Origin of the sequence: Fodinibius roseus (assembly GCF_900129315.1) — a bacterium.
Lineage (GTDB): Bacteria > Bacteroidota > Rhodothermia > Balneolales > Balneolaceae > Fodinibius > Fodinibius roseus.
Window position 1 is genome coordinate 138,777 of record NZ_FQUS01000007.1, and the last position, 25,203, is coordinate 163,979.

Consider the following 25,203-nt stretch of genomic DNA (forward strand, 5'->3'; position numbering starts at 1 on the left):
ATTCGGAAACTATGAGCACCAGCACGATTATGAATGATTATCAATTTGTGGACGGTACGCGGCTCTCGTCGGTGATAGAATCACTGATCTTTGCGAGCCCGGAGCCCATTTCGGCAGAGAAAATTTGTGAAATCATTGCCAAGGGGGAGGAAAACCTGGGACTGGAGACCGATGCCGTCGAACCTTTTGTGGATAAACTGAATCGGCGGTACGAGGAGAACGGACTTGCTTTTCAGATCGATTTTGTGGGCGGTGGCTATACTTTTGCAACCAAAAAACGATACGAGCCCTGGCTGAGTATCTTTCAGCACGAAAACGCCTACCGAAAGCTCTCGCAATCAGCCATCGAAACGCTGGCTATTGTCGCTTACAAGCAGCCGGTTACCAAGCCCGAAGTGGATGATATTCGCGGGGTGGATTCCGGGTACATCCTGCGGCAGCTTCTGGAAAAGGTGCTGATCGAGGTATCCGGCCGTCTGGATGCGCCCGGGAAGCCCCTGCTCTACCGTACAACAAAACATTTTTTAAAGCATTTCGGCATCAACTCGATAGAAGAGCTCCCCAAGCCACGCGAGATCGAAGAGATTCTGAAAGACGATGATATGGCCGAACACCGGCAGTTCCTCTTCGACCGGCAGCTCGAACTCAAAGAGCTCCGGGAAAAAACAGAGGATGAAGATGCCACCGAAACGGCGCTGTCGCTTATCGAGGCGGTTGAGCATATTGATGAGGATGAGGTGCCCGACCTGGACGAGTATACCGCTGAAGAGCTGCAGCTGGATGAGGCTGAGGATGGGGATGAAGAAGATGAGCAGCATGATACGGACGAAAATGTAGATGAAAAAGAATTTGAACCCTCAGAACAAACAGGAAAAGAGCATGAGTCAGCGAAGAAAGAAGAGGAGTAGAAAGAGTAACAAAGAGGCTCCTCATGCCATTGATCAAAACTATGGCGAAGAGGAAAAGATACGCCTGAATAAGTATATCGCTCACTGTGGGTTTTGCTCCCGGCGAAAAGCCGATGACTATATCGCGGCGGGGAAGGTGGAAGTCAACGATGAGGTGGTTACCCAGATGGGCGTCAAAGTGCAGCGCACTGACAAAGTGGTGGTGGAGGGACAGCAGCTAAGCCTGGAGAAATTCGTCTATATTTTGCTCAACAAGCCCAAAGATACCATTACGACAACCGACGACCCGCGCAATCGCGATACGGTGATGGATAAAATTGAGGACGCCACCGGCAAGCGGGTCTATCCCGTGGGACGCCTTGACCGGCATACCATGGGACTGCTGCTGTTGACGAACGACGGGGACCTGGCCAACCGGCTCATGCACCCCAGCTACGAGGTGCGCAAGACCTACGAAGTGGAAACGGAGCGCAAGCTGGGCAAAGATGAGCTGCAACAGCTTGCCGAAGGCATAGAACTGGAAGACGGCCCGGCCCGGGCCCACAACCTGGTGAGTACCCCCAACGGCTTTATGCTGTCTATCTTTGAGGGACGCAATCGCCTGGTCCGGCGTATGGTCGAGTATTTCGGAACGGAGGTAACCAAGCTTAAACGAGTAGACTATGCCGGACTGACACTTGAAAACGTTAGCATGGGACGCTGGAGATATCTCAGGAAAAACGAAATCAACGCCCTTCGCAAACTGGTAAAGCTCCAGCCCCTCGATTTTAACCAGTAGTAGTGCTTGTGTACCTGTCTTTATTTATTCTGTGCACAAGAGACTTTTGAGAAACCGGAGATCTTCAAGCCTGAGGAAGATTGAAATCGCACATTTAGCCCACATATGTGGGATTCAGCCGACCGATAACGACCGGCATCTGGCAAAAATCCGGTTTTGGAAGCGTTCTATAAGATAACGAATGGCAAAGTGTATCCTTCTCGTCATCTTTTTTCTTCTCACAGCTATAACTAACAGCTTTGAGGGGTGCAGTAGGGCTCGCACCCGTTTTTCCCGTCAAGAATGAAGACAAATCCCCTATCACTTTCGGTGAAAAAGGTGTTTTTTAGTTCTCTTCTGAGCTGTCAGGTTAAGACTGAATACCCTTGTATGTAAAAAAACTTTCAATTTTAGCTTATATAGACTAACTTAACGGTGTTAATGGGCTTTTATTATAAACAAGCCCATTATTTGCCCATTGCGGGCACAGATGAACTTTCGAAAAGGGGACCATCACGTAATATATCAGGGCTATGTTATATTATACTTCCTTTTGTAGTTCAGTCAATTAAATTGTTAACAAATAATGAGGTAATTTATGTTTAGAAAGTTACTATATGCGGTTATCGTATGTCTCATTTCTGCCGGCACGGCTTTTGCGCAGACCGGCAGTTTGAGTGGGACCGTTACGGATGCCAGTTCAGGGGAAACTTTACCTGGTGTAAATGTTTTTCTTCCCGAGCTTGACCGGGGAACTGCGACCAATGCTCAAGGTGAATATACAATCGAAGACATCGAATACGGTACATATACCATTCGCGTCACTTATGTCGGGTATGCAACCGTTGAACAAGAGATCACTGTTGATCAGGGAACTGTAACTTTAGACTTTGCTCTCACTTCCGAACTTCAAGAGCTGGATGATGTTATTGTTACTGCTTACGGCATTGAACAGAATTTAAATGAACTCCCCTACTCTGCACAGCAGGTAAGTGGTGAGACGATTTCTGAAAGTCGTACAAGTAATTTTATCACTTCCTTGAGTGGACGTGTCGCCGGACTAAAGATTAGCAATAATAATGGTATGGGTGGTTCTACCAATATCGTTATGCGAGGCTATAAGTCTATTTCCGGAAATAATCAGGTTCTTTTTGTTGTTGACGGCGTGCCTTATGCGAATGAAGAATTCAATACAGATGATGTTGAAGAAGGTTTTGCCGGTTATGACTATGGCAATACCGGTGTTGACATCAACCCGGATAACATAGAGTCTGTAAACGTTATGAAAGGACCCGCTGCCGCTGCACTTTATGGATCACGGGCGGCTAACGGAGCCATAGTTATACAAACAAAGGCCGGGAATAAAGGCAGGCGTCCTGTGGAGGTAACCTTCAATACCGGTGTAGAAGTCAGCCGTATGGATCCCAGTACTTTTGTAGATCATCAGATGGAATATGGTGCCGGTTATTATGGCGCTGAGGGGTATATTTATGAGTCACTTGGACTCAGTGGCTTTGGCGAATCCGATATTAATGGAGATGGTGAGGATGAATTAATAGGTAACTATTTTGACGATTCTTCTTTCGGACCAAGATTTGACCCAAATACGGAGGTTTATCAATGGGATGCCTTTGTTGAAGGAAGCCCCAATTTTGGCCAGCCTACGCCTTGGGTAGCCCCGAAAAATACTCCGAAAGACTTTTTTGAAACGGGGACTAATTTTTCTAATAGTATCCAAATTAACGGAGGTTTTGAAGGCGGGTATTACAACATGGGGTACAGCCAAAATAATACAACCGGTATTATGCCCAACAGCAAGCTTGATAAAAACAAGTTAAATTTTGCTGCAGGATACGATGTAAGTGACAGACTACAGGTTTCTGGAAAAATCCAATATTCCAGAACTGATGGACGTGCCCGACCGGCAACAGGATACAGTACTACCCTTAGTATGTTCCGACAATGGTGGGCAACCAATATTGACATTGCTCAACAAAGACAGGCCTATTTTAGAAATCGAACAAATGAAACATGGAATTGGGCCTCAGGTCAAGCGGGTGAACAACCTATTTACTGGAATAATGTTTACTGGCAGCGGTATGAAAACTTTCAAACGGATTTGCGTGATCGTTATTTTGGTTACGTGGAAGCCAATTATGAAATTTCTAATTGGTTGGGCGTCACCGGTCGTGTTAGTCTCGATAGCTATCAGCAGCGAATTGAGGAACGCAATAATAAAACCAGTGTAGGTCATGGCGGAGATGATCCGGAGCTGAAAGGTTACAGGCAACGCAATCAATCTTTTGCCGAATATAACTACGATCTGCTGGCTAATTATGACAAACAGCTGTCAGAAAAAGTGAACATCGACGGCGTCGTGGGCATGAATATACGCAGAAACCACAAGGTGGGCATAACAGCTGAAACCAATGGCGGTTTAGTGGTCCCAAGTCTCTATTCATTGGACAATTCGGTCAACCAAATTTTATATCCTGAAGAGACTGATGAACAAGTAGGGGTGAACGGTTATTTTGCCAGTTTTAATATCAACTATGATGAACTGGCATACCTTGAAGCTACAGGCCGAAGAGATAAATCTTCCAGCCTGCCTGAGGGAGAAAATGTATATTATTATCCTTCCGTCTCGGCAGGATTAAACTTTAGTGAATTTATAGAAGCAGATTGGTTGACATTCGGTAAGCTCAGGGGAAGTTGGGCGGAAGTTGGTAACACAGCTCCTCCCCATAGTATCTTGGATACGTATGATCGTCCTTCGAATTTTGGTTCTGCTGGATTATATACCCTGCCAAATACCAAAAATAACCCTACTCTGAAGCCCGAACGTACGAAGAGCTGGGAAATAGGTCTCCAAATGGAGCTCTTTAACAATCGATTCAGTTACGATGTAAACTACTACGATCAAAATACCCTCAACCAGATTTTGGCAACTGAGGTATCGCGTTCTACTGGATACGCATTCAAATATGTTAACGCTGGTAACGTAGAAAATCGAGGTTGGGAAGTTACGGCAACGGGTCGGCCAATTGTTACTCAAGACTTTTCCTGGGTTATAACGGCAAACTGGAACAAGAATATTAATAAAGTAAAATCACTTGCTCCGGACATCGACAACTATCAGCTTGGTGCACCGCAGGGGGATGTAACAATTAGTGCAGCTATAGGTCAAGCGTACGGCGCTATCCGCGGAGGAGACTTTATTAGTTCTATCGACGGAAACGGTGATGGTGAGCTCAATGACTCCTGGAGTGAATATGGGGGGCGCCGGTTGATAAATCCGGAGACTGGATTTTATCAAATGACATCTACTTCCAATAATATTATCGGCAATTCAAATCCGGACTGGACGGGTGGTGTTTCGAACCGGCTGAATTATAAAAATTGGTCGCTCAATTTCTTAGTTGATGTCCAATGGGGCGGCGATATTTTCTCGCTCGACCAATACTACGGTCAGGCCACAGGTCAATACCCAGTTACAGCAGGTTTGAATGACTTGGGTAATCCCAAACGAGATCCTGTTGCAGACGGTGGTGGTGTCATTCTGGAGGGAGTTCTTCCAGACGGATCGGAAAATGATGTAAGGGCAGAAGCCGGCAGTATCCTGGGAGCCTATGGATATGTTACTAATCCAGCAGCGAACTTTATTTACGACGGGAGTTATGTCAAGCTTCGAGAGATTGGGCTTTCATACAGCCTGCCGCAAAATTTGGTTGACAAAATCGGTGTTATTCGCGGAGCTTCCCTGTCTGCTATTGGGCGCAACTTATGGATAATCCATAAGAATCTGCCTCATGCGGATCCGGAACAGGGCATAGCTGCTGGCAATGTGCAAGGCTATCAGGGAGCAGCCCATCCGTCCACTCGAAACATGACTTTTAATTTAAAACTGCAGTTTTAGAGTTGAATACTATGAAAAAACTAATATTACCGATTTTTGCCTTAGTACTGGTACTCAGTTCGTGCACGGATGAACTTACGAATTTAAATGAAGATCCGAAGGGTGCGTCTGAAGTACCGGGAGAAACACTGTTTACAAATGCCCAAGTAAGTTTGGGGACATACCTTAATAGTGCCGATGTTAATCTGAATATATTTAAATTGATATCCCAATACTGGGCATCATCAACGTACACTGATGAATCTCAGTTTGAGCTTACGACCCGTTCAATCCCATCCAATCTTTGGAGCGAACTTTACCGAGATGTTCTTAACGATTTGGAAAGTTCTGCACAACTGATTGAGGAAGACGAGCTCCTAAATACTGATGTGAAACAAAATCAGCTGGCTCAGATTGAAATTTTGGAAACGTTAACCTACTACGAGCTCATCAATATTTTTGGGAATATTCCGTATACGGAAGCACTAAATGCAGATAATCCCCAACCGGTTTATGATGATGCGGAAATGGTCTATATGAGCCTTATGGACAGCCTCGATACTGCGATTGGCAATCTTAATCCATCTGCTGATGGATTTGGGGAAGCAGATATATTCTATAATGGTGATGTTGGCCAGTGGGTAAAATTTGCAAATTCTCTTAAAATGAGAATGGGGATTACCATTGCAGATTCTCATCCCGATGTCGCTCAGGCAGCGGTTGAAGAAGCGTCACCTAATGCCTTTACATCAAATGCGGATAACGCGGTTATCCCTTTCGTCTCAGCTCCACCACACACCAATCCAATATGGGAGGCTGAGATACAAAGTAACCGGGATGATTTTTTGCCTGCTAATACCCTTGTGGATCATATGAATAATTTGGAAGATCCACGTCGTCCCATTCTTTTTACTGAATATCAGGGAGAATATAAAGGTGGTATTTATGGATTAAATAATACCTATGCGAATTTCTCGCACTTTGGTCAGATGGTTTTAGAGCCCGACTTTGAGGGTATGATCCTTGAATATCCAGAAGTTGAGTTTATCCGGGCTGAGGCAATTGCCCGGGGCTGGAATGTGAGTGGTACCGTAACTACCCATTACAATAATGCCATCAGGGCAGACATGGAGTATTGGGGGGTATCGGACGCAGACATAACCAGTTATTTGACTCAACCGAATGTAATCTATGATCCCACGGGTGATTACAGGGAACAGATCGGACTGCAAAAGTGGTTAGCGCTCTATTTGCAGGGTCTTCAGGGCTGGACTGAGTGGAGACGATTAGATGCACCAACCTTGAATGGGGTAGCTGATCCCAATGTGCCTATCACAGAGGATGATATTCCTACGCGATTTACCTATCCTGTGGATGAGCAAAATCTTAATGAAAGTAACTGGGAGGAAGCTTCATCTGCAATTGGAGGAGATCAATTGGGGACACAGCTCTTCTGGGATGTTGAATAAGAATAATTAGCATTCCCATCCTTATATACATAAAAGTAAAAAGCCCCTTCCGGCGACAGAAGGGGCTTTTATATTGATATAAAGAATCCAAAGATGACTCGCGTGCCTTTTTAGCTGCCTCTTCCACTCTTAGGCTTATGATACCTTCTGTGTAGTGGTTTCTTTTATATAAATTTTTTATTTGTCATTTTTTAAAAATAATTTAGCGATGTCAATTATTGCTTATTGTACATAAGCATCGATAATTTGAAAGGTTTCAGTAAATTTAGAGCAGTTTTAGTGAATAATATATGTTGACAATACTCATATTATTGTCCTTTCCATTAATCCACAGAAAAATATATAAATAAACTAAGAATGAGGTAATTTATGTTTAGAACGTTACTATCAACGTTTTGTCTTATAGCCTTTTTTGCGCAGGTGGCTTTTGCGCAGACCGGAAGTATTACCGGTCAGGTTATTGACAATAACGGCGAATCGGTACCCGGGGCCAACGTGCTTTTGGTAGAATCGGGTCAAGGCACGGCAACGAATGCTGAAGGTAACTATACGATCAGTAGTGTTGAAGCCGGAACCTATACATTACGTGTGACATTTGTAGGTTTTGCAGAATATAATCAGCAGGTAACCATTGAGTCGGGGGAAACAGCTGAAGTAAATGTTACACTCCGGGCTGGAGCAATTGACTTGGATGAAGTGGTTGTAACAGCGTTGGGCTTTGAGCGTGAAGTGAGATCTATCGGTTATTCTGTACAGGAGGTAACAGGAGAATCGGTGACTGATTCCCGCGAATCAAATATAGTGAATGCTTTAGCCGGTAAAATTGCCGGTGTGCAGATAAACAGCTCAAGCGGACAGCCTGGCAAGTCTTCTCGCATCACTATCCGGGGAAATTCTTCGATGTTGGGAGATAACCAGCCGCTATTTGTTGTAGATGGCATCCCCGTGAGCAATGCTTCGGATGGAAATCCTACAGAGAATATACTTTTTTCAGGGGGAGCTTCAAATCGAGCACTTGATATTGATCCCAGCACTATTGAAAATGTGAGTGTATTGAAAGGGGCAAGCGCTACCGCCCTTTATGGATCACGTGCAGCAAATGGAGCAGTTATTATTACAACCAAAAGCGGTCAAAAAGATCAAGATCTAAGAATTGATTTCAATTCATCTGTAGGCTGGGGAACAGCTATTATTGATGGCTTCAATGATGAATATTTACAAGGTATTGATGGATATTATCATAATGGCCTGCCTTCGGATAACGGTGGTTACGTGGAACCTGGCTCTCCCAGTGATGAGCCTCAAATAGGGCGTGCATGGGGACCTCATAAAGATTCTGTTTCTACCCAGGTGTTAAATGATCTGGGAGTGGACCAGATTCAAACATATGATCCCAGGGCCGACTTCTATGAAACATCACAGAAGACCGATAACTCCATAAATATTTCGGGTGGAACCTCACAAAGTAATTACTTCTTTTCTGCAAACAGAACAGATCAAAGTGGAATTGTGCCCGGCAGCGATCTGGAGCGTACCAGTTTGATGGGTAAATTTGGATCAGACCTTGGAGAGTTGCTTAATGTTCAAACGTCTGTTAATTATATAAATACTGGGAACCAGTGGATGAGTGAAGGAAACGGTCCTCAGAATTTTCTTTACGGGCTAAATTTCGTGCCTATTAATTATGATTTAACTCCTGCTACGAGACAGGACGGGACACAACGTATGCATACCTCTTCGTATAATAACCCGTTCTGGCTGGCTGAAAATAATCCGTATAACAGTAGTGTTGATCGATTTATTTCAAACTCAGAAATTACCGTTGACATCTTACCGTGGTTGACTATCTCGGAGCGTATTGGTATAGACACTTATACCGACAGTCGAAAAGGCCGTAAAAATATAGGCACTCGCGGAGTTACGTCCGGAATGTACGATCAAAAGATTAACCGTACCCAGATTAACTCAGATTTTACGATCTCGGCGCAACAAGATCTCAATCAGGATTTTTCCGTTGAGTTACTGTTAGGCAATAATATTAATACCCGGAATTATGACTACACCCTGCAAGAGGGTACCAACTTAAACATTCCAAACTATTTTCATATTTCGAATGCAAATACGGTTACCGGTGATGAGGAGATAGAAGAGTATCGCTTGTACAGCTTTTACGGGCAGACGACCGTTGACTATCAGGATTATGTCTATCTGACCCTGACGGCACGCAACGACTGGTCATCCACTCTTCCAGATGATAATAACTCATATTTTTACCCATCAGCCAGCCTTGGGTTTGTCTTTAGCGATGCTGTTGATTTCTTTGACGATAGCTTTGTCTCGTTCGCTAAGCTCCGTGCTTCTATTTCTCAGGTCGGTAGTGATGCTGATCCCTATTCGCTTTCTACCAATTATGTTCAGGCGAATCCCGATGATGGAGTACGAGGTAATATCAACTTTCCTTTTCAGGGAATTAATGGATATAACTTAGATTTTGAGCTTGGGAACCCGGAATTGAAGCCGGAGATTACGACCGAGTATGAAATTGGGGCTGATCTCAGATTTTTTGCAAACAGAGCCAATGTGGATATTTCTTATTATGATCGATCAACCGAGAATCAGATCTTTCCTGTTCCCATGTCCAATGCCTCCGGATACGACAGCTACCTAGGTAATGCAGGAGAGATTCGTAATTACGGTGTAGAGCTTGCATTAGGATTATCGCCCATCCAAACAAGCGAGTTCCAATGGGATATCGATGTTAATTTTTCCAAGAACACCACTGAGGTTGTAAAGTTAGCTGAGGGTGTTGAGAATATTTATCTGGGTGGTTTTACCAGCCCGCAAATACGGATAGAGCCGGAAAAAAATGGATATGGCGTTCTCTGGGGCAGCCGGTACCAGCGATCTGAAAACGGGAAACTGCTCATCAATCCAGAAAGCGGCTTTCCAATAAGAGCTGGCAGTGACGGTCCTATTGGTAATGTGCAACCCGACTGGAATGGAAATCTGAGGACGACCTTCCGCTATAAAGGGGTTTCCTTATCCGCCCTTTTTGACCGGCAGCAAGGTGGAGATATTTTGAATATGGATCTATATTATGCTACTTATTATGGTTCGTCCGAAAATACGGAGCAGCGTAATACCACCTATGTTTATGATGGTGTCCTTGCCGAAGTGAATGACAATGGTGAATTGGTAAGTTCAGGAAACCCTAACGATGTTGAAATTACCCGGGACCGGACGTACTGGCAAAGTGTTTACGGCATTACATTCGAAAACTTTATAGAAGACGGTAGTTATCTGAAGCTGAGAGAACTCAGTTTAGCATATACGCTTCCGCAGTCTCTTATAGCAAAACTGCCAGTCCGGTCGCTTACTATTAAAGGGGTTGGGCGTAACTTGTGGATTGATACTGATTTTTCTTATGGCGATCCGGAGGGTAGTTTATATGGCAGTGGTAATGCTCAAGGTTTTTACCATATGCTTGCTCCGAGTACTCGCAATTATACTGTTAGTTTGCAAGTATCATTCTAAAAATTTAACTATAGCCATATTTATTATGAAATTTTCTAAACTTTTAACCAGTGTATTTCTATTATTTACTATTGGCTTACTGGTTGGCTCATGCAGTGATTACCTGGATGTCAACCAAGACCCAACGGCCCCGGATGAGGTTCCGCCTGATCTGCAACTTTCCGCTGTTCTGGCAAATTTCAGCTATGAAGTAGTTGGAAACGAACCTGCGAGGACAGGTTTATTATGGGTACAGCAGCTGGCCTATAATGGAGAGCCGCCATCCGAAGATAACTATGATTATACATCAACCGGTCCTGATAATCTCTGGGGAGCTTCCTATATTGATGTATTAAATAATGCCAAAACGTTAAATCAGGATGCTACTGAATCAGATAATTATGCTTATTCTGGTATTGCCAAGGTGATCATGGCCTGGAACTATTCCATCCTCACGGATCTTTTTGGTAGTGTACCTTATTCAGCCGCCTTGAATGCAACAGATCCGGCTCCGACTTATACCCCGCAGGAGGAGATTTATCCGGCGTTGCTGGATACGCTTGACGCTGCAATTCAGGATTTTGGATCTGAAAGCATTAGAACGCCGTCTTCCGATGACCTGTTGTATGGGGGAGATATGGATAAATGGGAAAAGCTGGCTTATACCTTGAAGGCACGTCTTCATATGCACTTGACAAATGCATCCGGCTATGATGCCAATGAACAGGCTCAGGCAGCATTGACGGCCCTGCAAAATGGGTTTGAAAGTAATGCTGACGACGCCGATTTTCAGTATTATGATGAAACCGGCTCCGAAAATCCATGGTATCAGTTTGCCATTGATAGCAAATGGGATACTCGTGATCAGTTGAGTGCCAACTATGTGGATCTTCTAAAATCCCTGGATGATCCGAGACTGCCCATCCAGGCGCGACCTGTAGGAGCTATAGACAGTGATGGTCCGGTGGCTGGTTTTTCTGATGAGAACCCGGAATACGAAGGCCACGAAAATGGCGAGCAGGGATCAGGTACGGACACCATATCATCTATCGGTGAATTTTACAGTGCTCCTGATGCACCGTTGAATATGCTCAGTTATGCTGAAGCCAAATTTATAGAGGCTGAGGCAACGTTGATTACACAGGGTGCAGCTGCGGCCCAGCCGGTCTATGAGGAAGCAGTTCAAGCTTCAATGAATAAGCTCGGTGTCGCTGATACTGAAGCGGATCTGTACATTGCATCGCTTCCTCCTCTGGTAGTCAGTAATGCGCTGGAGGATATTATGACTCAAAAGTATATAGCTACTTTTCTGAGCTATGAAGTTTACAATGATTGGAGACGCACGGATTATCCAGAGATTGAACCTGTCAGTAACACTCCTTATACCCCCAATGGCGGGATTCCAGTACGTTTTCCTTATCCGCAGTCTGAGTATAACAACAACCAGCAGAATGTAAGTGAGACGGGAGTCCCCAACAATTATTCAGCCCTTGAAATGAACATTTGGTGGGACACTGACTAAGTGAGTTTTCAGGTTTTAATGTTACATTTTAAAGCCTCTTCCGGCAACGGAAGGGGCTTTTTATTTTGATCTATTTTATAAAGATAATACGTATACTACCAGTAGAGGCAGCAGCCCAGACAGTAAAAGTACTCCCCCCTCAGCATTAAGGAATTACCGGGTAGTGACTTTAAATAAAAAAAAGAGATATTAATTGATATGATGAATCAAAGAAAAGTATTCTATTCCATTCTTGCAGGATTATGTATGATCGCAGGCCTCAACCTGCAGAGTCACGGGCAGAATTTTGAGGGAGTCATCCATTACGAATTTGAGGGGGCTTCACAAAACGGGATTGGTGATATTCCCTACATGATTAAAGGCGACAAGGTACGCATGCAGTTCGGAGAGGGGCAGTCCAAAGGGGCGATGATATTTCTTCCGGCGGAATCAAAAATGCTGTTTGTCATGGACAATATGAAAAGCTACATGAATGTGGACATGGAGAAATGGACGGATAATGAAAATCATGATAGCAAGTGGGATGATTCTGAAATGACCCGGACCGGTCAGTCTAAAACAGTTGCGGGCTATAGCTGTGAAATATGGCAGGTTACAAACGGCAGCGAACAGCTGAGCATGTGTATGGCGGAGGGACTCGGTACGTTTATGTCGCCGGGCAATCCGATGGCCCGGCAAAATGCGCCCGCGTGGGCCAAAGAAATTATAGCGGATGGGTATATGCCGCTGGAAGTGGTGGAGGAATCGGCTGACGGCAGCACAACCGTTCAGATGAAGGCCAACAAGATCGAGCAGAAGTCGCTTTCGGATTCGCTTTTTGAAGTGCCCGACGGCTACAGGGATATGAGCAGCATGATGCAACAGATGATGAAGCAGCGGAATAATTAAAACTATTGATCAATCAATTTTTGAGATCAGTTCACGAGCCTTTTGGCGGTAATCCGGTGCCGTATCTGCTTCCGCAACCTGCTTGAGATAGTATATTGCTTCTTCAAAATGCTGCTGCTCGGCCAGTAGTTTGCCGGACAGGTATCCCGAAACGACCCAGAAAGAGCGGTGAGAGGTATTTGGGAGTTCTTCTCCCAGCTCAAAGGCCTGCCGGTACTGCTGCAGGGCCTCATCCGTACGGTTCTTTTGTTCCAGAATGCGCCCCTTCCAGGTAAGCAGCTCTTCCCGCAGCACCTTGCCGTGAGGCAGCTGATGATCCTTCCATCGTTCAAGGGTTTTGTCAATAAACCGAAGTGCTCTGTTGTAGCGGCGCCGCTGGTAATAACTCTTCGTGAGAATACGCGCGTAGTAGTTGTTGCGGGGATATCGGGTTGTCAGCTGTTCAAAATAGGGAATGGCCGCCGCATAATCTTTTTCGTAATTGTAGTTGATATTTCCCAAAAAATAAAGCGCCTCCGCCCGGGCAAAGGTAGCTTTTTGTGAAGCTTCCCGGATAAGCCGCAGTCCCTTTTGCTTGTCCCCCTCCGGTAAAAACCAGGAAACCGTTTTTACCACAGGATAGGCTTCGGGCAAATAGGCCGAATAGTAGCGCTTCAATCCCTCTGCCAGCTTCAGGTCTTCCATATCCGGCTGCAGCTCCAGCAAATACTCATAGGTATTCATAGCTTTGCGGGCGTAATTCAGGCTGCTGATCCACTCTTGCCGGTTCGAATACTGACGGCCGATATAGCCGTTGGCAATGGCCTGGATAATAAGCGCATCGGCATGAGAGGATTGCCGGTGCAGGAGCTTGCCGGCCTGGTAGTTCGCTTTTTTCATGACCGTGATCAACTCGTCATCGCGGGAGGTATCCTCCAGATCTGATAATACCCCCCACCATACTTTCATACCGTCCATAAGCGTCCACAGGGGATGTTCGGGATAGTCCTCTTTCCACGAAGAAAGGACCTCTTCTGCGCCCTCGAAGTTAAAATTATAAATGGAATCAACGGCCGCCTGGGCATCAGACCGGAAGCGGGCATCATTCACCAGCTCCGGGACCTGGGCGACGGCGGGGATGGTGGTCACCAGGATCAAAAAAAGAAGGAGGCAGTGTTTTACAGTCTTCACAGGAAGATTTTTAATGATTAATGCATACAATACCCGTCCATATTCCCTCCATAGCTGCAGAGATACAGGAGATCGCCAGGTCAGGATCTACCCTGTAATAACTCATTGATGGATAGCCTTATTGCAGGTGATTTTGGAACCACTGCCGGGTATGGGTTAAAACCCGCTGGAAAGTGTCCGGGAACGCTTCTTCCTCAAAGGGATGGGAGGTGTCAAACGTATGTCCCGAATCAGGCATCAGTTTCAGTTCCTTGTGGCCGGAGGGACAGTGATTAAAAAGTTTTTCGGCATCGCTGTAGGGTACGGCTTCATCCCCTTTGGAATGAATGAACAGGGCAGGCAGGTTGAGCTCCTGTACGCGTTTAACCGCCATTAAGCGATCAGCGTTCGCCAGCGCATCCTCGTAAACAATTTTTTTAACCGGCATAACCTGCCCGGTACGGCCGTTTATAATTTCCGTTACCCCCCGTTCCTGCCAGTCCGCGATCATCCCTTCGCTCCACCGTGCGTTGTAGTCTGCCACGGCTGACCACGTGACCAGGCACTGTACCTCCGGGTATTCTGCGGCCGCCGCCACGGCCGTGTGTCCCCCGCGGGAATGCCCCAGCATCCCGATCCTGGAGGGGTCAATGGTTATGGAAGGGAGTTCTGAAGTATCGATATCGATCGCCTCATCTTCAAGGGCTTGTATGACGGTTCCCACGTCGTCCAGATCCTGGCTCAGGGTTTCCCGGGCAAACAGGTCCAGCTGATCAAATTCGGTCATGCTTTTGCCCACTCCATTGAGCGAAAAGTTCATCGCCAGCACGGCAAAGCCGGCTGAGCTCAGGCTGGCACAGGCCTCCGGGAAGGCGCCCCAGTCTTTAAACCCTTTGAAGCCGTGCAGAAACAGAATGAGGGGCAGGGGTTGATTTTTATTTGTATCCTCCGGGATATAGAGGTCGTAATAGATCGGCAGGTTTTCGGTTGAAGGTATGGCGCCGGATTGTTTCATAATTGTACATTATAGAATGATGGTATTGACGTGAGGATTTTGTAAAATTGTTTTTTTCGCCTCGTTTACGACCAAATTCCTGGTGATTAATTCGGGTTATTATGCTGCGGTTTTGAATGTACTCAGGGGTTGATCCTGACCAAAATTCCTGGTTTTCAAAACCCTCAACGGGTGAATGTGGACGACAAGTTTTTTGATATCATTGCAAACAAGAATATAAAATAAACCGCGCAGTAGCAACGGTCATTTAGTTCGTTGTACCTGCGGTTATAGCTTTTAATTGCTTTTTCTGACTCTTCGGGGACTACCTAAAGCAGGAATTCATGAAGCAGAAGCTTATGAACTTATGTGAAGTTACGGCTGAGAGTTGAGGAATCCACAGCCTGATAACAAATCATGCCAGCCAGCTCTCACGGTCCAGGCTCCGGTACTGGATGGCCTCGGCAACGTGGTTGGATTTAATGGCTTCCGAACGCTCGAGATCAGCAATTGTTCGCGACACCTTTAAGATGCGGTCATACGCCCGGGCCGAGAGTCCCAGGGAAGTGATCGCCTTTTTGAGCATGCTGGCACCGGCCTCATCCAGCAGGCATATTTTGCGCGACATCTTGGTGTTCATCTGGGCATTGCAGTAGACGCCGTTGATTCCCCTAAACCGCTGGGTTTGAACTTCCCGGGCTCCCACCACGCGCTTGCGGATGCGGGCGGAAGGCTCTCCTTTGGATTTGCTGGATAGCTCATCATAGCTCACCTTCTGTACTTCAATATGCAGGTCAATGCGATCGAGAAGGGGACCGCTTATTCTACTGAGGTAGCGCTGCATTTGAGCGGGAGAGGCTCCCGCGGGATCGGCCGGATCGTACCAGTCGCCGGTGGGCGAGGGATTCATTGAAGCGACCAGCATGATCCGGCTGGGGTAGCTTACGCTCATCCGGGACCTGGAAATACTGACCGAGCCGTCTTCCAGCGGCTGGCGCATCACTTCGAGGGCACTCCGCTTGAATTCGGGCAGTTCATCCAAAAAGAGAATGCCGTTGTGAGCCATCGATATCTCCCCGGGCCTGGGAATGCTGCCTCCGCCCACCAGGGCCACATCTGATACGGTATGGTGCGGGGACCGGAATGGCCGGGAGGTCACGAGCGCCTTGCCGCTGGGCAGCAGTCCGGCCACGGAATGAATTTTGGTCGTTTCCAGGGCTTCATCAAGGGTGAGCGGGGGCAGAATGTCGGGCAGGCGCCGCGCCATCATGGTCTTGCCGGAACCCGGCGGCCCCACCAGAATGATATTGTGTCCCCCTGCCGCGCCCACCTCCAAAGCCCGCTTTACGTTTTCCTGTCCCCGAACGTCGCTGAAATCCAGGATTTGCTGCTGTCCGTTTTCCCGAAACATCTGCCTGACCTCCACCGACAGGGGGTCATGGCTCTCTCTGTCCCGCAGCCATTCCATGACCTCGCCCAGGTGTCCGAAGGCATAGACGTTGATCCCATCGACGACAGCTGCTTCGGGACCGTTTGAGGCGGGGACGACCATGTTTTTCAGGCCTTTTTCGCGGGCCTGTACCGCCATCGGCAGGATGCCTTTGACGGGACGCAGTTTTCCATCCAGGGCCAGCTCGCCCAGCACCAGCGTTTCATGCAACCCCTCCGTTTTTATTTGTCCCGATACATCAAGCAGCGCTACAGCAATCGGCAGGTCGAAGGCGCTGCCTTCTTTGGGAAGGTCGGCCGGCGCCAGGTTCACGGTAATACGTCCGTCGGGAAATGAGGCGCCGGAGTTGCTGAGGGCCGCTTCAATCCGGTCGCTGGATTCACTGACCGCACGGTCCGGCAATCCTACCAGGAAATATTTGGGCATGCCGCTCGTTCTGTTTACTTCGACTTCGATAAGGCGGGCGTCGACTCCGATGGTTGATGCGCAGTAGACTCTTGATAGCATTTTAATACTCCTGAACTGAATCTTTTGAGTTTCTTTTACGTAGTAAGATCCTACAGGAGCACAATCCTTACAAAAAAATTAAATGGGTGTTTTATCATGAAGACCTCAAAATCGACACACACGTTTACGGAAGAAATCAAGGGCACCGTCTCAGAAATTATAAGCCAGGTTAAAAAGCTGGTAAAAGAAGGGAATGCCCGCCGGATCATGATCGAGGATAAAAACGGGAAGGTCTTGTTTCAGTCCCAATTGACGGTGGGCCTGGCGGGAACGGCTGTCCTTACGGTTATAGCTCCCATCGTATCTGCTATCAGCATGTTTGCCCTGTTTATGAATGATGTCAAGATTATTGTAGAACGCTATCCCGAAGAAGAAAACGGTGGGGGTGATGAATACGAGGTGGAAGCGGAAATCATTGAGGTCCGGGATGAGAATGAGGAAGGAGATGATGAAGAGGCGGAACCGGCGGACGAAACGGAAGCGGGAGGGGGGCAAGAAGCGGAAGCTGCGGCCCCGACGCCCGGCGAAGAAAATGAAAAGCAAGAAGCTGAAAAAACCGTGGGAAAGTCTGAAGAGCAGTGAGTGAGCAAAAAACAGAAGAATCGCTTTAGCTCGAAGCCTGTCACATATGTCGCATCAGCCCCTGCGCATTACGATATATATATGTACCCGTCCAACGTAATAGAAGGCTCCGGACTTAGAATGTGTCACCAACATATTCAGTAGCCGCTACCCTCCGACGGCCACTTTTTCCCTGACCTCTTCTTCAGCTAAAAAGCGTTCGGCATCCAGGGCGGCGCGGCAGCCGGTTCCCGCGGCGGTTACGGCCTGGCGGTAGACGGGATCCATGGCATCGCCGGAGGCAAAAATTCCTTCGAGGTCCGTAGCCGTAGATTCCCCCTTGGTTTTAATATAGCCGACCTCATCGGTCGTGAGCACTTCTTTGAACAGATCGGTATTGGGCTTGTGCCCGATCGCGATAAACACGCCGGTCACATCATCCAGGGTGGTTACCTCCCGGGTCTTGTTATTGATCACTTCCACGCCCTCAACCACTTCATCACCCAGCACTTCGTTGAGCTCGGTGTCCCACATAAATTCAATTTTTTCGTCATTAAACGCCCGGCTCTGCATGGCTTTTGACGCACGCAGCTCCTGGCGACGGTGCAATACCGTCACCTTGCTGGCAAACTTGGTAAGGAACGTAGCTTCTTCCATGGCCGTATCGCCCCCACCCACCACAATGACATGCTGGTCGCGGAAAAAGGCCCCGTCGCAGGTTGCACAGGCCGAAACCCCCTTGCCCCGCAGGCGCTGTTCGCTGTCAAGTCCCAGCCACTTGGCGGAAGCCCCGGTGGAGACAATAATGGATTTGGCAAAAAGCTCCGTTTCTTCGTCCACCGTTAATGTATAGGGACGATCTTCAAAGTCAATATCCGTTACCATCCCGTAGCGGCAGTCAGCGCCAAATCGCTGGGCTTGTTTGCGGAAATCCTGCATCATTTTCGGCCCTAACACCCCCTCGGGGTAGCCGGGATAGTTCTCCACATCCGTCGTCTGCATAAGCTGTCCCCCGGGCTCCGGACCTTCAAAGACCAGCGGGTTCAGGTCGGCTCGTGCGGCATATAGCGCGGCGGTCAGCCCGGCCGGTCCACTTCCCACGATGACGACGTCAAATGTTTTACCTGCGATATCTTCCATTATCTTTAAACCGTTTACCTTATTTGATTTCATCTTAAGGTACAAAAAAAAGTGCAAAATATTGAGTTGGTATTTCCTATGGGACTCATAGAATGCATTGATGGATATTACCTGTTGAGTCCCGCCAAACCGGCTTGTAAAGAGCCCTCGTAAATACACAATGAATTATTTTCGCCTTTTTCTTTTCAGCTCGTATATTTCGAGGGAACAAACTTATATCATTCGGAAGGTACTCTATGTCTAATACCTCGCTGCTTACGGTTACGATTGTTGTTCAGGATCAGAAAGATGTCATAGAAGCAACGCTGACCTCACTGTATGAGTGCACCGATCTTTCCTTTGAACTCTTTGTGATTGATGATGCCTCATCGGATGGGAGCAATGAAGTGATTCAATCTGTGCTTGATTATTACCAGCATGAGCAGACGTTCTATTACCAGCACGAACAGCGAGCGGGACGCGGATACACACTCAACGAAGCCCTTGTTCAATGCAGCGGCGCTCTTTTTTGGGCCCCGGAAACCATCCGGGAAATAGATGAACCACTCCTTGCAGAGTACCTGGAACAGCTGAAGGATGCCCCGGAAGCGGCGGTGTTGCAACGACACGGGCTACCGTCCGACCTGCCGGGATGGATCGATCTTGTCAACCGGGATCAGTGGCCGACAGACGGGGCGTTTCTCTGGAACCTGCAGAACGTGCCGTCCGACCAGCGGTATTTCAATCCCTTTTTAAATGCGTATGGCAGCATGGACCTGGCGGGTCGGCTCATGGAATCCTCTTTCCTGCGAAGTGACAGCCCGTGGTCGCGACCCAGTCCCATGGAAAAAATCCAGGCGCCGACCCTCACCTTGCGCCAGGAGCTGTTGACTACCTTATTGCGTGGTCTTGAAACAGCCGGGAATGACCGCAATCAGATCCTCAAAGCGCTGCAATCGCTGGAAACGGGAAGCCGGCCCCTGAGTGAACGGGATTTCGACATTGAGCTGCTCAACGAGGCGGTGGCTATGAAGGAAGACGGCCGCTTTAACGCCGCCCTGGAAAAAATAGAAGAGGTGCTTGACGACCAACCCTCTCATCCGGCTGCAAAACAGCTTAAAATCCAGCTTCTGGAAAAAAAACGCCGGTTTGTGGAAGCCTCGGAGCTAAAGCACGAAATCAGTAAGACGGAAAGGGAAAAGGAAAGAGAAGGCGAATCGGAAGCGTCCGGAGGGGAATCAGTAGAGAAGGAGCGCCGGGCACCCCAGGCACCCCCGGAGGAAAAAAAGGAACCGCTGCGGCGAGAACCGGACATCAGCCTCATCATTCCCACGGCAATCCACGGGAAAGCTGCGCTGGAGCACGGGCTGCTTTCGGTCTCGGAGCACTGCGATCCGGATGAGATCCAGCTGATTGTTATTGATAACGCCAGCCTCGACGATACGCACGACTACCTGGAAGAGCTGCAGGAAAAGGATTTCCTCGGGTGCCAAGTCATTACGAATCAGCAAAACAGGGGATTTGCCGCTTCCGTAAACCAGGGGTTGGAGCAGGCGGATACGCCTTATGCCTGTATTGTACATAATGACGTGGCGTTCAGGAGCGATGCAGTGGGACAGCTGAAAAAGATAATGGAAGCCCATCCCGACTACGCGCTGGTGGGGCCCGCTGCGGACAAGACGCTCAATCCCGACCAGGCTGTCCGGAATATTGATTCTGACAGCCCGGGGCTGCTGCCGGCCGAATATATTGACAGTTTTTGCATGATGATGCGCACCGATACGGGATTGCGGATGGATGAAGCATATGAGCTGTCATTTTTTGAGGATATCGATCTCTGTTTCCAGGCACGTTCTGCCGGGTATAAAGTGGGCATCGCTTCCCGTATTGAGGTCACTCACCATTTGGGTACCACCACTTTTCCACTGGATCTCGATACGGAGAGCAAGCAATACTGGAAGAACGTGGCATACTTTAATGATAAATGGGGGATCGAAAAATTTTCTGAGGAGGAGCTCAAGTCATTGAGCAATTTTGACCAGCTCCTTGCGCTTGACGAGCTGGTCAATCCGCTTTTCCCGGAAGAGGAGGTCAAAACCCAGTTCGAGCGGCTTTTTACCGACGAGATGCGCACGGAACTGTATAATACCGAGCATGATCCGGAGACGCTTTGTCAGCTGGTGCATCTTTTGATGGTGATGAACAAGCGCGATGTCATGCGTCGCTTTGAAGACCGCCTCGAAGATGTGGAGCTGCCTGCTACCCTGATATACCAGCTCGTACGGTTTTATTTCAACCGAAACATCTATTCGCGTTGCACGCATTATCTCAGCCAGCTTGAGCCCCAGAATGAGAGCCTGCGCGCCGACCTGTACCGGCTGGCTATCCATATTGAAAATAAGAATTTTGATGAGGCCGTCCCCATGCTCCGCCACCTGCTGGATCAGGCTCCGGCCAATCCTACCTTGTATAAGCTGGCGGGGGATATCCACAAGTTTAATGGCAATGAAAAGGAGGGGGATTCTTTTTACCGGCTGGCAAAACAGATCAACCCGTTTAAATTTGACGCAACGCCCACGGATGCTTTTGGCTTTGAGGATTAACTGAATTATTCACGCATGCATGCGAAATTTTCGGGTACACTAATCCGGCTTAAGGGACAGTGAGCCTTGAAAGAAGGGAGAAGGTAAAACAGAAAGCTCATACATAAGACTGAAGTCGCAGGAAAGCAGCTCCAAATAACCCGTAACGAATACGCCAACACCGGAAACGGTCACTCATAATGGGTCATCATTTCTACCGTCTGCAGGAGGCTGGTCAGGCTTTCGGCCTTGGGCGTCATTTCCTTTTTTTCGTAGCTGTTGATGAGATTGCGGATGCATCGCGCCAGGATAGCAGGTTCCCGGGAAGGCTCAAAGTGCTCGCTCCTGGGTGTTACACCGTTCTGCTCCAGAAAATAGAAGCACTGGTTATAGGTGACAATTTTGCCGTGATCGAAGGGGTCAATCAGTATCTTTTCCTGCTCAGACTTATACATCAGCATAAAATGGATCGGCATGGCTACTCCCCGGAAGGGGAGATCGAGGCGCCGGGCGATAAACAGCACGATCAATCCCAGCGAAATGGGCAGTCCCTGCCGACGGTCGATGACCCTGTTGAGGTATGAATTTTCCGGATTGTAGTAGTCCGTGGTACTCCCGGAGAACTCCAGTTCGGTAAATACGAGATCCAGTACTTTGTGCATTTTTTGACTGTCGGACAAGGAATACCGGACATCGGTCGCAATGCGTTCGGCGAATCGATCGAGTTTTTGCCGGTATTCGGCGATCCGTAGGGTAGGGTTGTCAAAGCGAGCCAGGATAAAGGCCGCTTTTTCCAGCTGCTCCAGGTTATCCAGGCCGTTCTCCAGGACGTCTGAAAAATCTTCCTCCACGCTGCTGTAGGTGATCCACTGGATGATTTCGCTGATCTGCGCCCGCTCGTGCTCGTCCGTTATTTCGCTTTTATGCTGGTCGAGCAGGGGAACCGCATTCTCGCCCAGCTCAAAAAGACGGCTTCGGACAGCCGACTGTATATAGGGGTCGGGATCCTCCAGCAAGAAAACGAGCGATTGTATTTCTGTCTTATCAGCCATTATGGTATCCTTCAAGTTCGAAAAAAATCTCGGTCGGATCAACAAACGATAATGATCCGAAGATCGTGCAGAAAAATAATCATTCTGCGGGACTTTTATGGAACAAAAAACATAATTTAAAAATTGCGGAATCAAAACGTATATTTCGAGGCGGTATGCCCGTGCTCATTACCAGTTAAGCCATCGCTATGAAATTATCCGTCCATTCCGAGACCGGCCGCCTTACAAGCGTTATTGTTCATACACCGGGACACGAGGTCTCCCTTGTCAACCCGGAGCTGAAGGACCAGCTGCTGTTCGATGATATTATTTTTGAGGAAGATGCCCGGCGCGAGCACTTGTATATGCTCAAAATTTTTAAAACCGCCATGCCGGAAGAGGGCACGATTTATGAAATAGGAGACCTTTTCCTGGAATGTTTTGCACAGGAAGAAGCCCGGTCTTTTTTCATCCGGGATCTGATCGGGAGGCTGAGCGAGATGAACCTGCATACCATTGAGAAAGAGCTCCTGCAGCTGTCCCCCGATGCATTACTACAGTTTGTTATTGAAGGAGCAACCCCCGCCATCCGCGGGTTTGCGATGTCGCCCTCCCCCAATCTCCTCTTTACCCGCGACCTGGCCGCCGTGGTGGGGGACAACCTCCTGCTTTCGCGTCCCGCCAAAAAGCCCCGGCTTCGCGAGGCGATACTTATGGAGACCCTGGCAAAATATCACCCGCTTTTCGCGGGGATACGGGACAATATTATCCAAATCGGAAAACAGGAATCCATTGAAGGTGGCGACGTACTGGTGGTATCCGACCGGCTGGTGTTGATCGGGATGAGCGAACGCACGTCCTTCAGCGGCCTCATGAAAGCCACGGAGCAGTTGTTGAAGAACGGTATTGAACAGGTGTTGGCTGTGGATATCCCGAAGCAGCGGTCCTCGATGCATCTCGACACGATATTTACGTTTTGTGCCGAAGACGAGTGCCTTGTTTTTCCCCCGGCGATCACCGAGCGTAAGGAAAATGTGGTCGCTCTTTCCCGTTCTTCGAACGGGTCGGTTGTTACGGAATCCATGCCTTCGCTGCAGAAAGCCCTTGAGCATTACCTCAAACGGGATCTGACGTTTATCCCCTGCGGGGGAGAGGAGAGAACGAATCAGTTTCGCGAGCAATGGACCGATGGCGCCAACGTTTTTGCATTGGCACCCGGCATCATCGTGGGATACGAGCGGAATACCAATACTTTTCGTGAACTAAAGAAGCATGGCTATCGTTTGATGAATCAATACGAATTTGTAGAAGAGTTTGAAGATGATACCTTTATCCCCGGCAACGAGAAAATTGCAATTAAATTTATGGGCCATGAGCTCTGCCGGGGCCGCGGGGGCGCCCGCTGCATGACGCTGCCCATTGCAAGAGACAATTAAATAATTTTTTATCTTGGATAACAAACCTTCCCTTAACAGTACCGATCATCCGTTCGAAGAGGTCGCCGTAGAATCCGGTCGGCCGGCTCCCCGGAAGAAAGAGCCGGAGCTCGACAACAAGACCATTGCCAAGCATGTGGGACTCTTTCTCGTGACATTTGTGATGGTCGCATGGGCCGGCGCCAGTTTTGTGGGATTCAGTCCCTCGCTGTTTCCCGTGGCCCTGCCCACGGAGACGGATTTTTACCGCGGGGTGCTGTTTTCAAGCCTGCTGCTGGGATTTTTGGGCGTTCACGAATTCGGGCACTATTTTGCGGCTCTCTATCACAAGATCAAGGTTACGCTGCCCTACTTTATTCCCATCCCCCTGGGCATCGGAACCCTGGGAGCCGTAATCCGGATCAAGCAGAAGATTAACGACAGTTACAAAATGTTTGATGTCGGTATCTCCGGGCCGCTGGCCGGCTTTGTTGTTGCCCTTACGGTGCTGCTCTATGGATTTTCAACACTGCCCGATGCTTCCTATATCCAGCAGTTCGATGGACACGAAGAGGTTAAGGAATATGTGGCCGAGCATGGGACCTATCCCGAAGATCCGCCGGGCGAGACCGGGGGACAAACCCTGATACTGGGCAATACCCTGCTGTATGGCTTTCTGGCATCCTTTTTTGAGAATGTGCCACCCATGTGGGAGATGTACCATTACCCGTTCCTGTTTGCGGGGTGGCTGGGACTCTTTTTTACGGCCCTGAACCTGATGCCGCTGGGACAACTTGACGGGGGACACATTTTATATTCGCTAATCGGTTTTAAAAAACACCGGACGGTCGCCCGGCTCTTTTTCGGCCTGCTGGTGACGCTTGCCGGAATCGAGGTCATTCCCTTCATCCATCTTTCGCTGGTTGAATACGGCCTGGGTCAGCAGATACTCAGCTGGCTGATCTGGGGCGCGGTCCTGTTTCTCCTGCTTCGAAAAGCCTTCCACAGCGACCACCAGTGGATAGCCCCGACGATGGCTGTTTCTATGGCGCTGGCCGCGGGATACCTATATTTGCATGTGGGCAGCATTACCGATTCGGGATCGTTGATCTGGGTCTTCTGGTCATTTTTTACCGCCTACCTGGTGGGTATTGAGCATCCCCCGGCCCTCTATGAGCGTCCCCTTGACCCCACCCGCAGCTTGCTGGGATGGCTGGGGATGGGTATTTTTGTGGTTTGTATCAGCCCGAATCCCCTTTATTTAATTTAATATAGCAATCTTTTCCTTATCTTTGGGAATATGAGGATGATCGATTCGCAGGCAGAGGCTATTGGACCACCGTGTCACCGTTCATTTGACCGGGTCTGGGGCAGAAGATGGATGTAATGTAACATCGAATGAAGCTGATGAGTGTTTCAGAAGCTGTAACCCATAACAGGTTC

16 protein-coding genes are annotated in these 25,203 nt (G+C 48.2%); 11 read left to right on the forward strand and 5 right to left on the reverse strand.

Features of this window, described 5'->3' with window-relative positions:
• Positions 1-11: 11 nt before the first annotated feature.
• From scpB to BUB16_RS08310, 7 genes are all read left to right on the forward strand, one after another.
• On the forward strand, positions 12-908 hold the full coding sequence (scpB, locus tag BUB16_RS08280; protein ID WP_084088137.1) for an SMC-Scp complex subunit ScpB: 897 nt from the start codon (positions 12-14) through the stop codon (positions 906-908).
• Entirely contained in the window at positions 880-1,686 is an 807-nt protein-coding gene (locus tag BUB16_RS08285) for a pseudouridine synthase (RefSeq protein ID WP_073062122.1), read from the forward strand. Before scpB ends, BUB16_RS08285 begins: the two co-directional genes overlap by 29 nt.
• A gap of 577 nt (positions 1,687-2,263) precedes the next feature.
• Positions 2,264-5,581, forward strand: a complete 3,318-nt coding sequence (locus tag BUB16_RS08290) for a SusC/RagA family TonB-linked outer membrane protein (protein WP_073062124.1) — start codon at positions 2,264-2,266, stop codon at positions 5,579-5,581.
• Between the two features lie 11 nt (positions 5,582-5,592).
• Positions 5,593-7,029 (forward strand): SusD/RagB family nutrient-binding outer membrane lipoprotein, encoded by a 1,437-nt coding sequence (locus tag BUB16_RS08295; RefSeq protein WP_073062126.1) that lies wholly within the window; start codon positions 5,593-5,595, stop codon positions 7,027-7,029.
• A 369-nt stretch (positions 7,030-7,398) separates the two neighbouring features.
• A complete protein-coding gene (locus tag BUB16_RS08300; RefSeq protein WP_084088138.1) occupies positions 7,399-10,563 on the forward strand; it encodes a SusC/RagA family TonB-linked outer membrane protein in 3,165 nt (1,054 codons plus the stop codon).
• Between the two features lie 25 nt (positions 10,564-10,588).
• On the forward strand, positions 10,589-12,064 hold the full coding sequence (locus BUB16_RS08305; RefSeq protein ID WP_073062132.1) for a SusD/RagB family nutrient-binding outer membrane lipoprotein: 1,476 nt from the start codon (positions 10,589-10,591) through the stop codon (positions 12,062-12,064).
• 198 nt (positions 12,065-12,262) lie between these two features.
• Positions 12,263-12,952: a DUF4412 domain-containing protein gene (locus BUB16_RS08310; RefSeq protein WP_073062137.1), complete on the forward strand. Its 690-nt coding sequence runs from the start codon at positions 12,263-12,265 to the stop codon at positions 12,950-12,952.
• A 9-nt stretch (positions 12,953-12,961) separates the two neighbouring features.
• Here the strand turns inward: BUB16_RS08310 and BUB16_RS08315 are convergent, their stop codons facing one another.
• From BUB16_RS08315 to BUB16_RS08325, 3 genes are all read right to left on the reverse strand, one after another.
• Positions 12,962-14,122 (reverse strand): tetratricopeptide repeat protein, encoded by a 1,161-nt coding sequence (locus BUB16_RS08315; RefSeq protein ID WP_139240239.1) that lies wholly within the window; start codon positions 14,120-14,122, stop codon positions 12,962-12,964.
• Positions 14,123-14,240: 118 nt separating this feature from the next.
• On the reverse strand, positions 14,241-15,116 hold the full coding sequence (locus BUB16_RS08320; RefSeq protein WP_073062143.1) for an alpha/beta hydrolase family protein: 876 nt from the start codon (positions 15,114-15,116) through the stop codon (positions 14,241-14,243).
• Positions 15,117-15,510: 394 nt separating this feature from the next.
• Entirely contained in the window at positions 15,511-17,052 is a 1,542-nt protein-coding gene (locus BUB16_RS08325; protein WP_073062146.1) for a YifB family Mg chelatase-like AAA ATPase, read from the reverse strand.
• Positions 17,053-17,148: 96 nt separating this feature from the next.
• On the opposite strand from BUB16_RS08325, the gene BUB16_RS08330 reads away from it, so the two are divergent.
• Positions 17,149-17,634: a DUF4342 domain-containing protein gene (locus BUB16_RS08330; RefSeq protein ID WP_073062149.1), complete on the forward strand. Its 486-nt coding sequence runs from the start codon at positions 17,149-17,151 to the stop codon at positions 17,632-17,634.
• A 147-nt stretch (positions 17,635-17,781) separates the two neighbouring features.
• Here BUB16_RS08330 and trxB read toward each other — a convergent pair whose 3' ends face one another.
• Positions 17,782-18,753 (reverse strand): thioredoxin-disulfide reductase, encoded by a 972-nt coding sequence (trxB, locus tag BUB16_RS08335; RefSeq protein WP_139240240.1) that lies wholly within the window; start codon positions 18,751-18,753, stop codon positions 17,782-17,784.
• Positions 18,754-18,989: 236 nt separating this feature from the next.
• Here trxB and BUB16_RS08340 point away from each other — a divergent pair, with 236 nt between their 5' ends.
• A complete protein-coding gene (locus tag BUB16_RS08340) occupies positions 18,990-21,335 on the forward strand; it encodes a glycosyltransferase family 2 protein (RefSeq protein WP_073062154.1) in 2,346 nt (781 codons plus the stop codon).
• A 170-nt stretch (positions 21,336-21,505) separates the two neighbouring features.
• Here BUB16_RS08340 and BUB16_RS08345 read toward each other — a convergent pair whose 3' ends face one another.
• Positions 21,506-22,366, reverse strand: coding sequence for a SirB1 family protein (locus BUB16_RS08345; protein WP_073062157.1), 861 nt, complete (start codon positions 22,364-22,366; stop codon positions 21,506-21,508).
• Positions 22,367-22,554: 188 nt separating this feature from the next.
• On the opposite strand from BUB16_RS08345, the gene BUB16_RS08350 reads away from it, so the two are divergent.
• Positions 22,555-23,781 (forward strand): arginine deiminase, encoded by a 1,227-nt coding sequence (locus BUB16_RS08350; protein ID WP_073062160.1) that lies wholly within the window; start codon positions 22,555-22,557, stop codon positions 23,779-23,781.
• A gap of 13 nt (positions 23,782-23,794) precedes the next feature.
• A complete protein-coding gene (locus BUB16_RS08355) occupies positions 23,795-25,030 on the forward strand; it encodes a site-2 protease family protein (protein WP_084088140.1) in 1,236 nt (411 codons plus the stop codon).
• The last annotated feature ends 173 nt before the right edge of the window (positions 25,031-25,203 follow it).

Bases quoted from the DNA above. Each gene is read 5' to 3' on its own strand.
- scpB (WP_084088137.1), top strand. From the start codon at position 12: ATGAGCACCAGCACGATTATGAATGATTATCAATTTGTGGACGGTACG.
- BUB16_RS08285 (WP_073062122.1), top strand. From the start codon at position 880: ATGAGTCAGCGAAGAAAGAAGAGGAGTAGAAAGAGTAACAAAGAGGCT.
- BUB16_RS08290 (WP_073062124.1), top strand. From the start codon at position 2,264: ATGTTTAGAAAGTTACTATATGCGGTTATCGTATGTCTCATTTCTGCC.
- BUB16_RS08295 (WP_073062126.1), top strand. From the start codon at position 5,593: ATGAAAAAACTAATATTACCGATTTTTGCCTTAGTACTGGTACTCAGT.
- BUB16_RS08300 (WP_084088138.1), top strand. From the start codon at position 7,399: ATGTTTAGAACGTTACTATCAACGTTTTGTCTTATAGCCTTTTTTGCG.
- BUB16_RS08305 (WP_073062132.1), top strand. From the start codon at position 10,589: ATGAAATTTTCTAAACTTTTAACCAGTGTATTTCTATTATTTACTATT.
- BUB16_RS08310 (WP_073062137.1), top strand. From the start codon at position 12,263: ATGATGAATCAAAGAAAAGTATTCTATTCCATTCTTGCAGGATTATGT.
- BUB16_RS08320 (WP_073062143.1), bottom strand. From the start codon at position 15,116: ATGAAACAATCCGGCGCCATACCTTCAACCGAAAACCTGCCGATCTAT.
- BUB16_RS08325 (WP_073062146.1), bottom strand. From the start codon at position 17,052: ATGCTATCAAGAGTCTACTGCGCATCAACCATCGGAGTCGACGCCCGC.
- BUB16_RS08330 (WP_073062149.1), top strand. From the start codon at position 17,149: ATGAAGACCTCAAAATCGACACACACGTTTACGGAAGAAATCAAGGGC.
- trxB (WP_139240240.1), bottom strand. From the start codon at position 18,753: ATGGAAGATATCGCAGGTAAAACATTTGACGTCGTCATCGTGGGAAGT.
- BUB16_RS08340 (WP_073062154.1), top strand. From the start codon at position 18,990: ATGTCTAATACCTCGCTGCTTACGGTTACGATTGTTGTTCAGGATCAG.
- BUB16_RS08345 (WP_073062157.1), bottom strand. From the start codon at position 22,366: ATGGCTGATAAGACAGAAATACAATCGCTCGTTTTCTTGCTGGAGGAT.
- BUB16_RS08350 (WP_073062160.1), top strand. From the start codon at position 22,555: ATGAAATTATCCGTCCATTCCGAGACCGGCCGCCTTACAAGCGTTATT.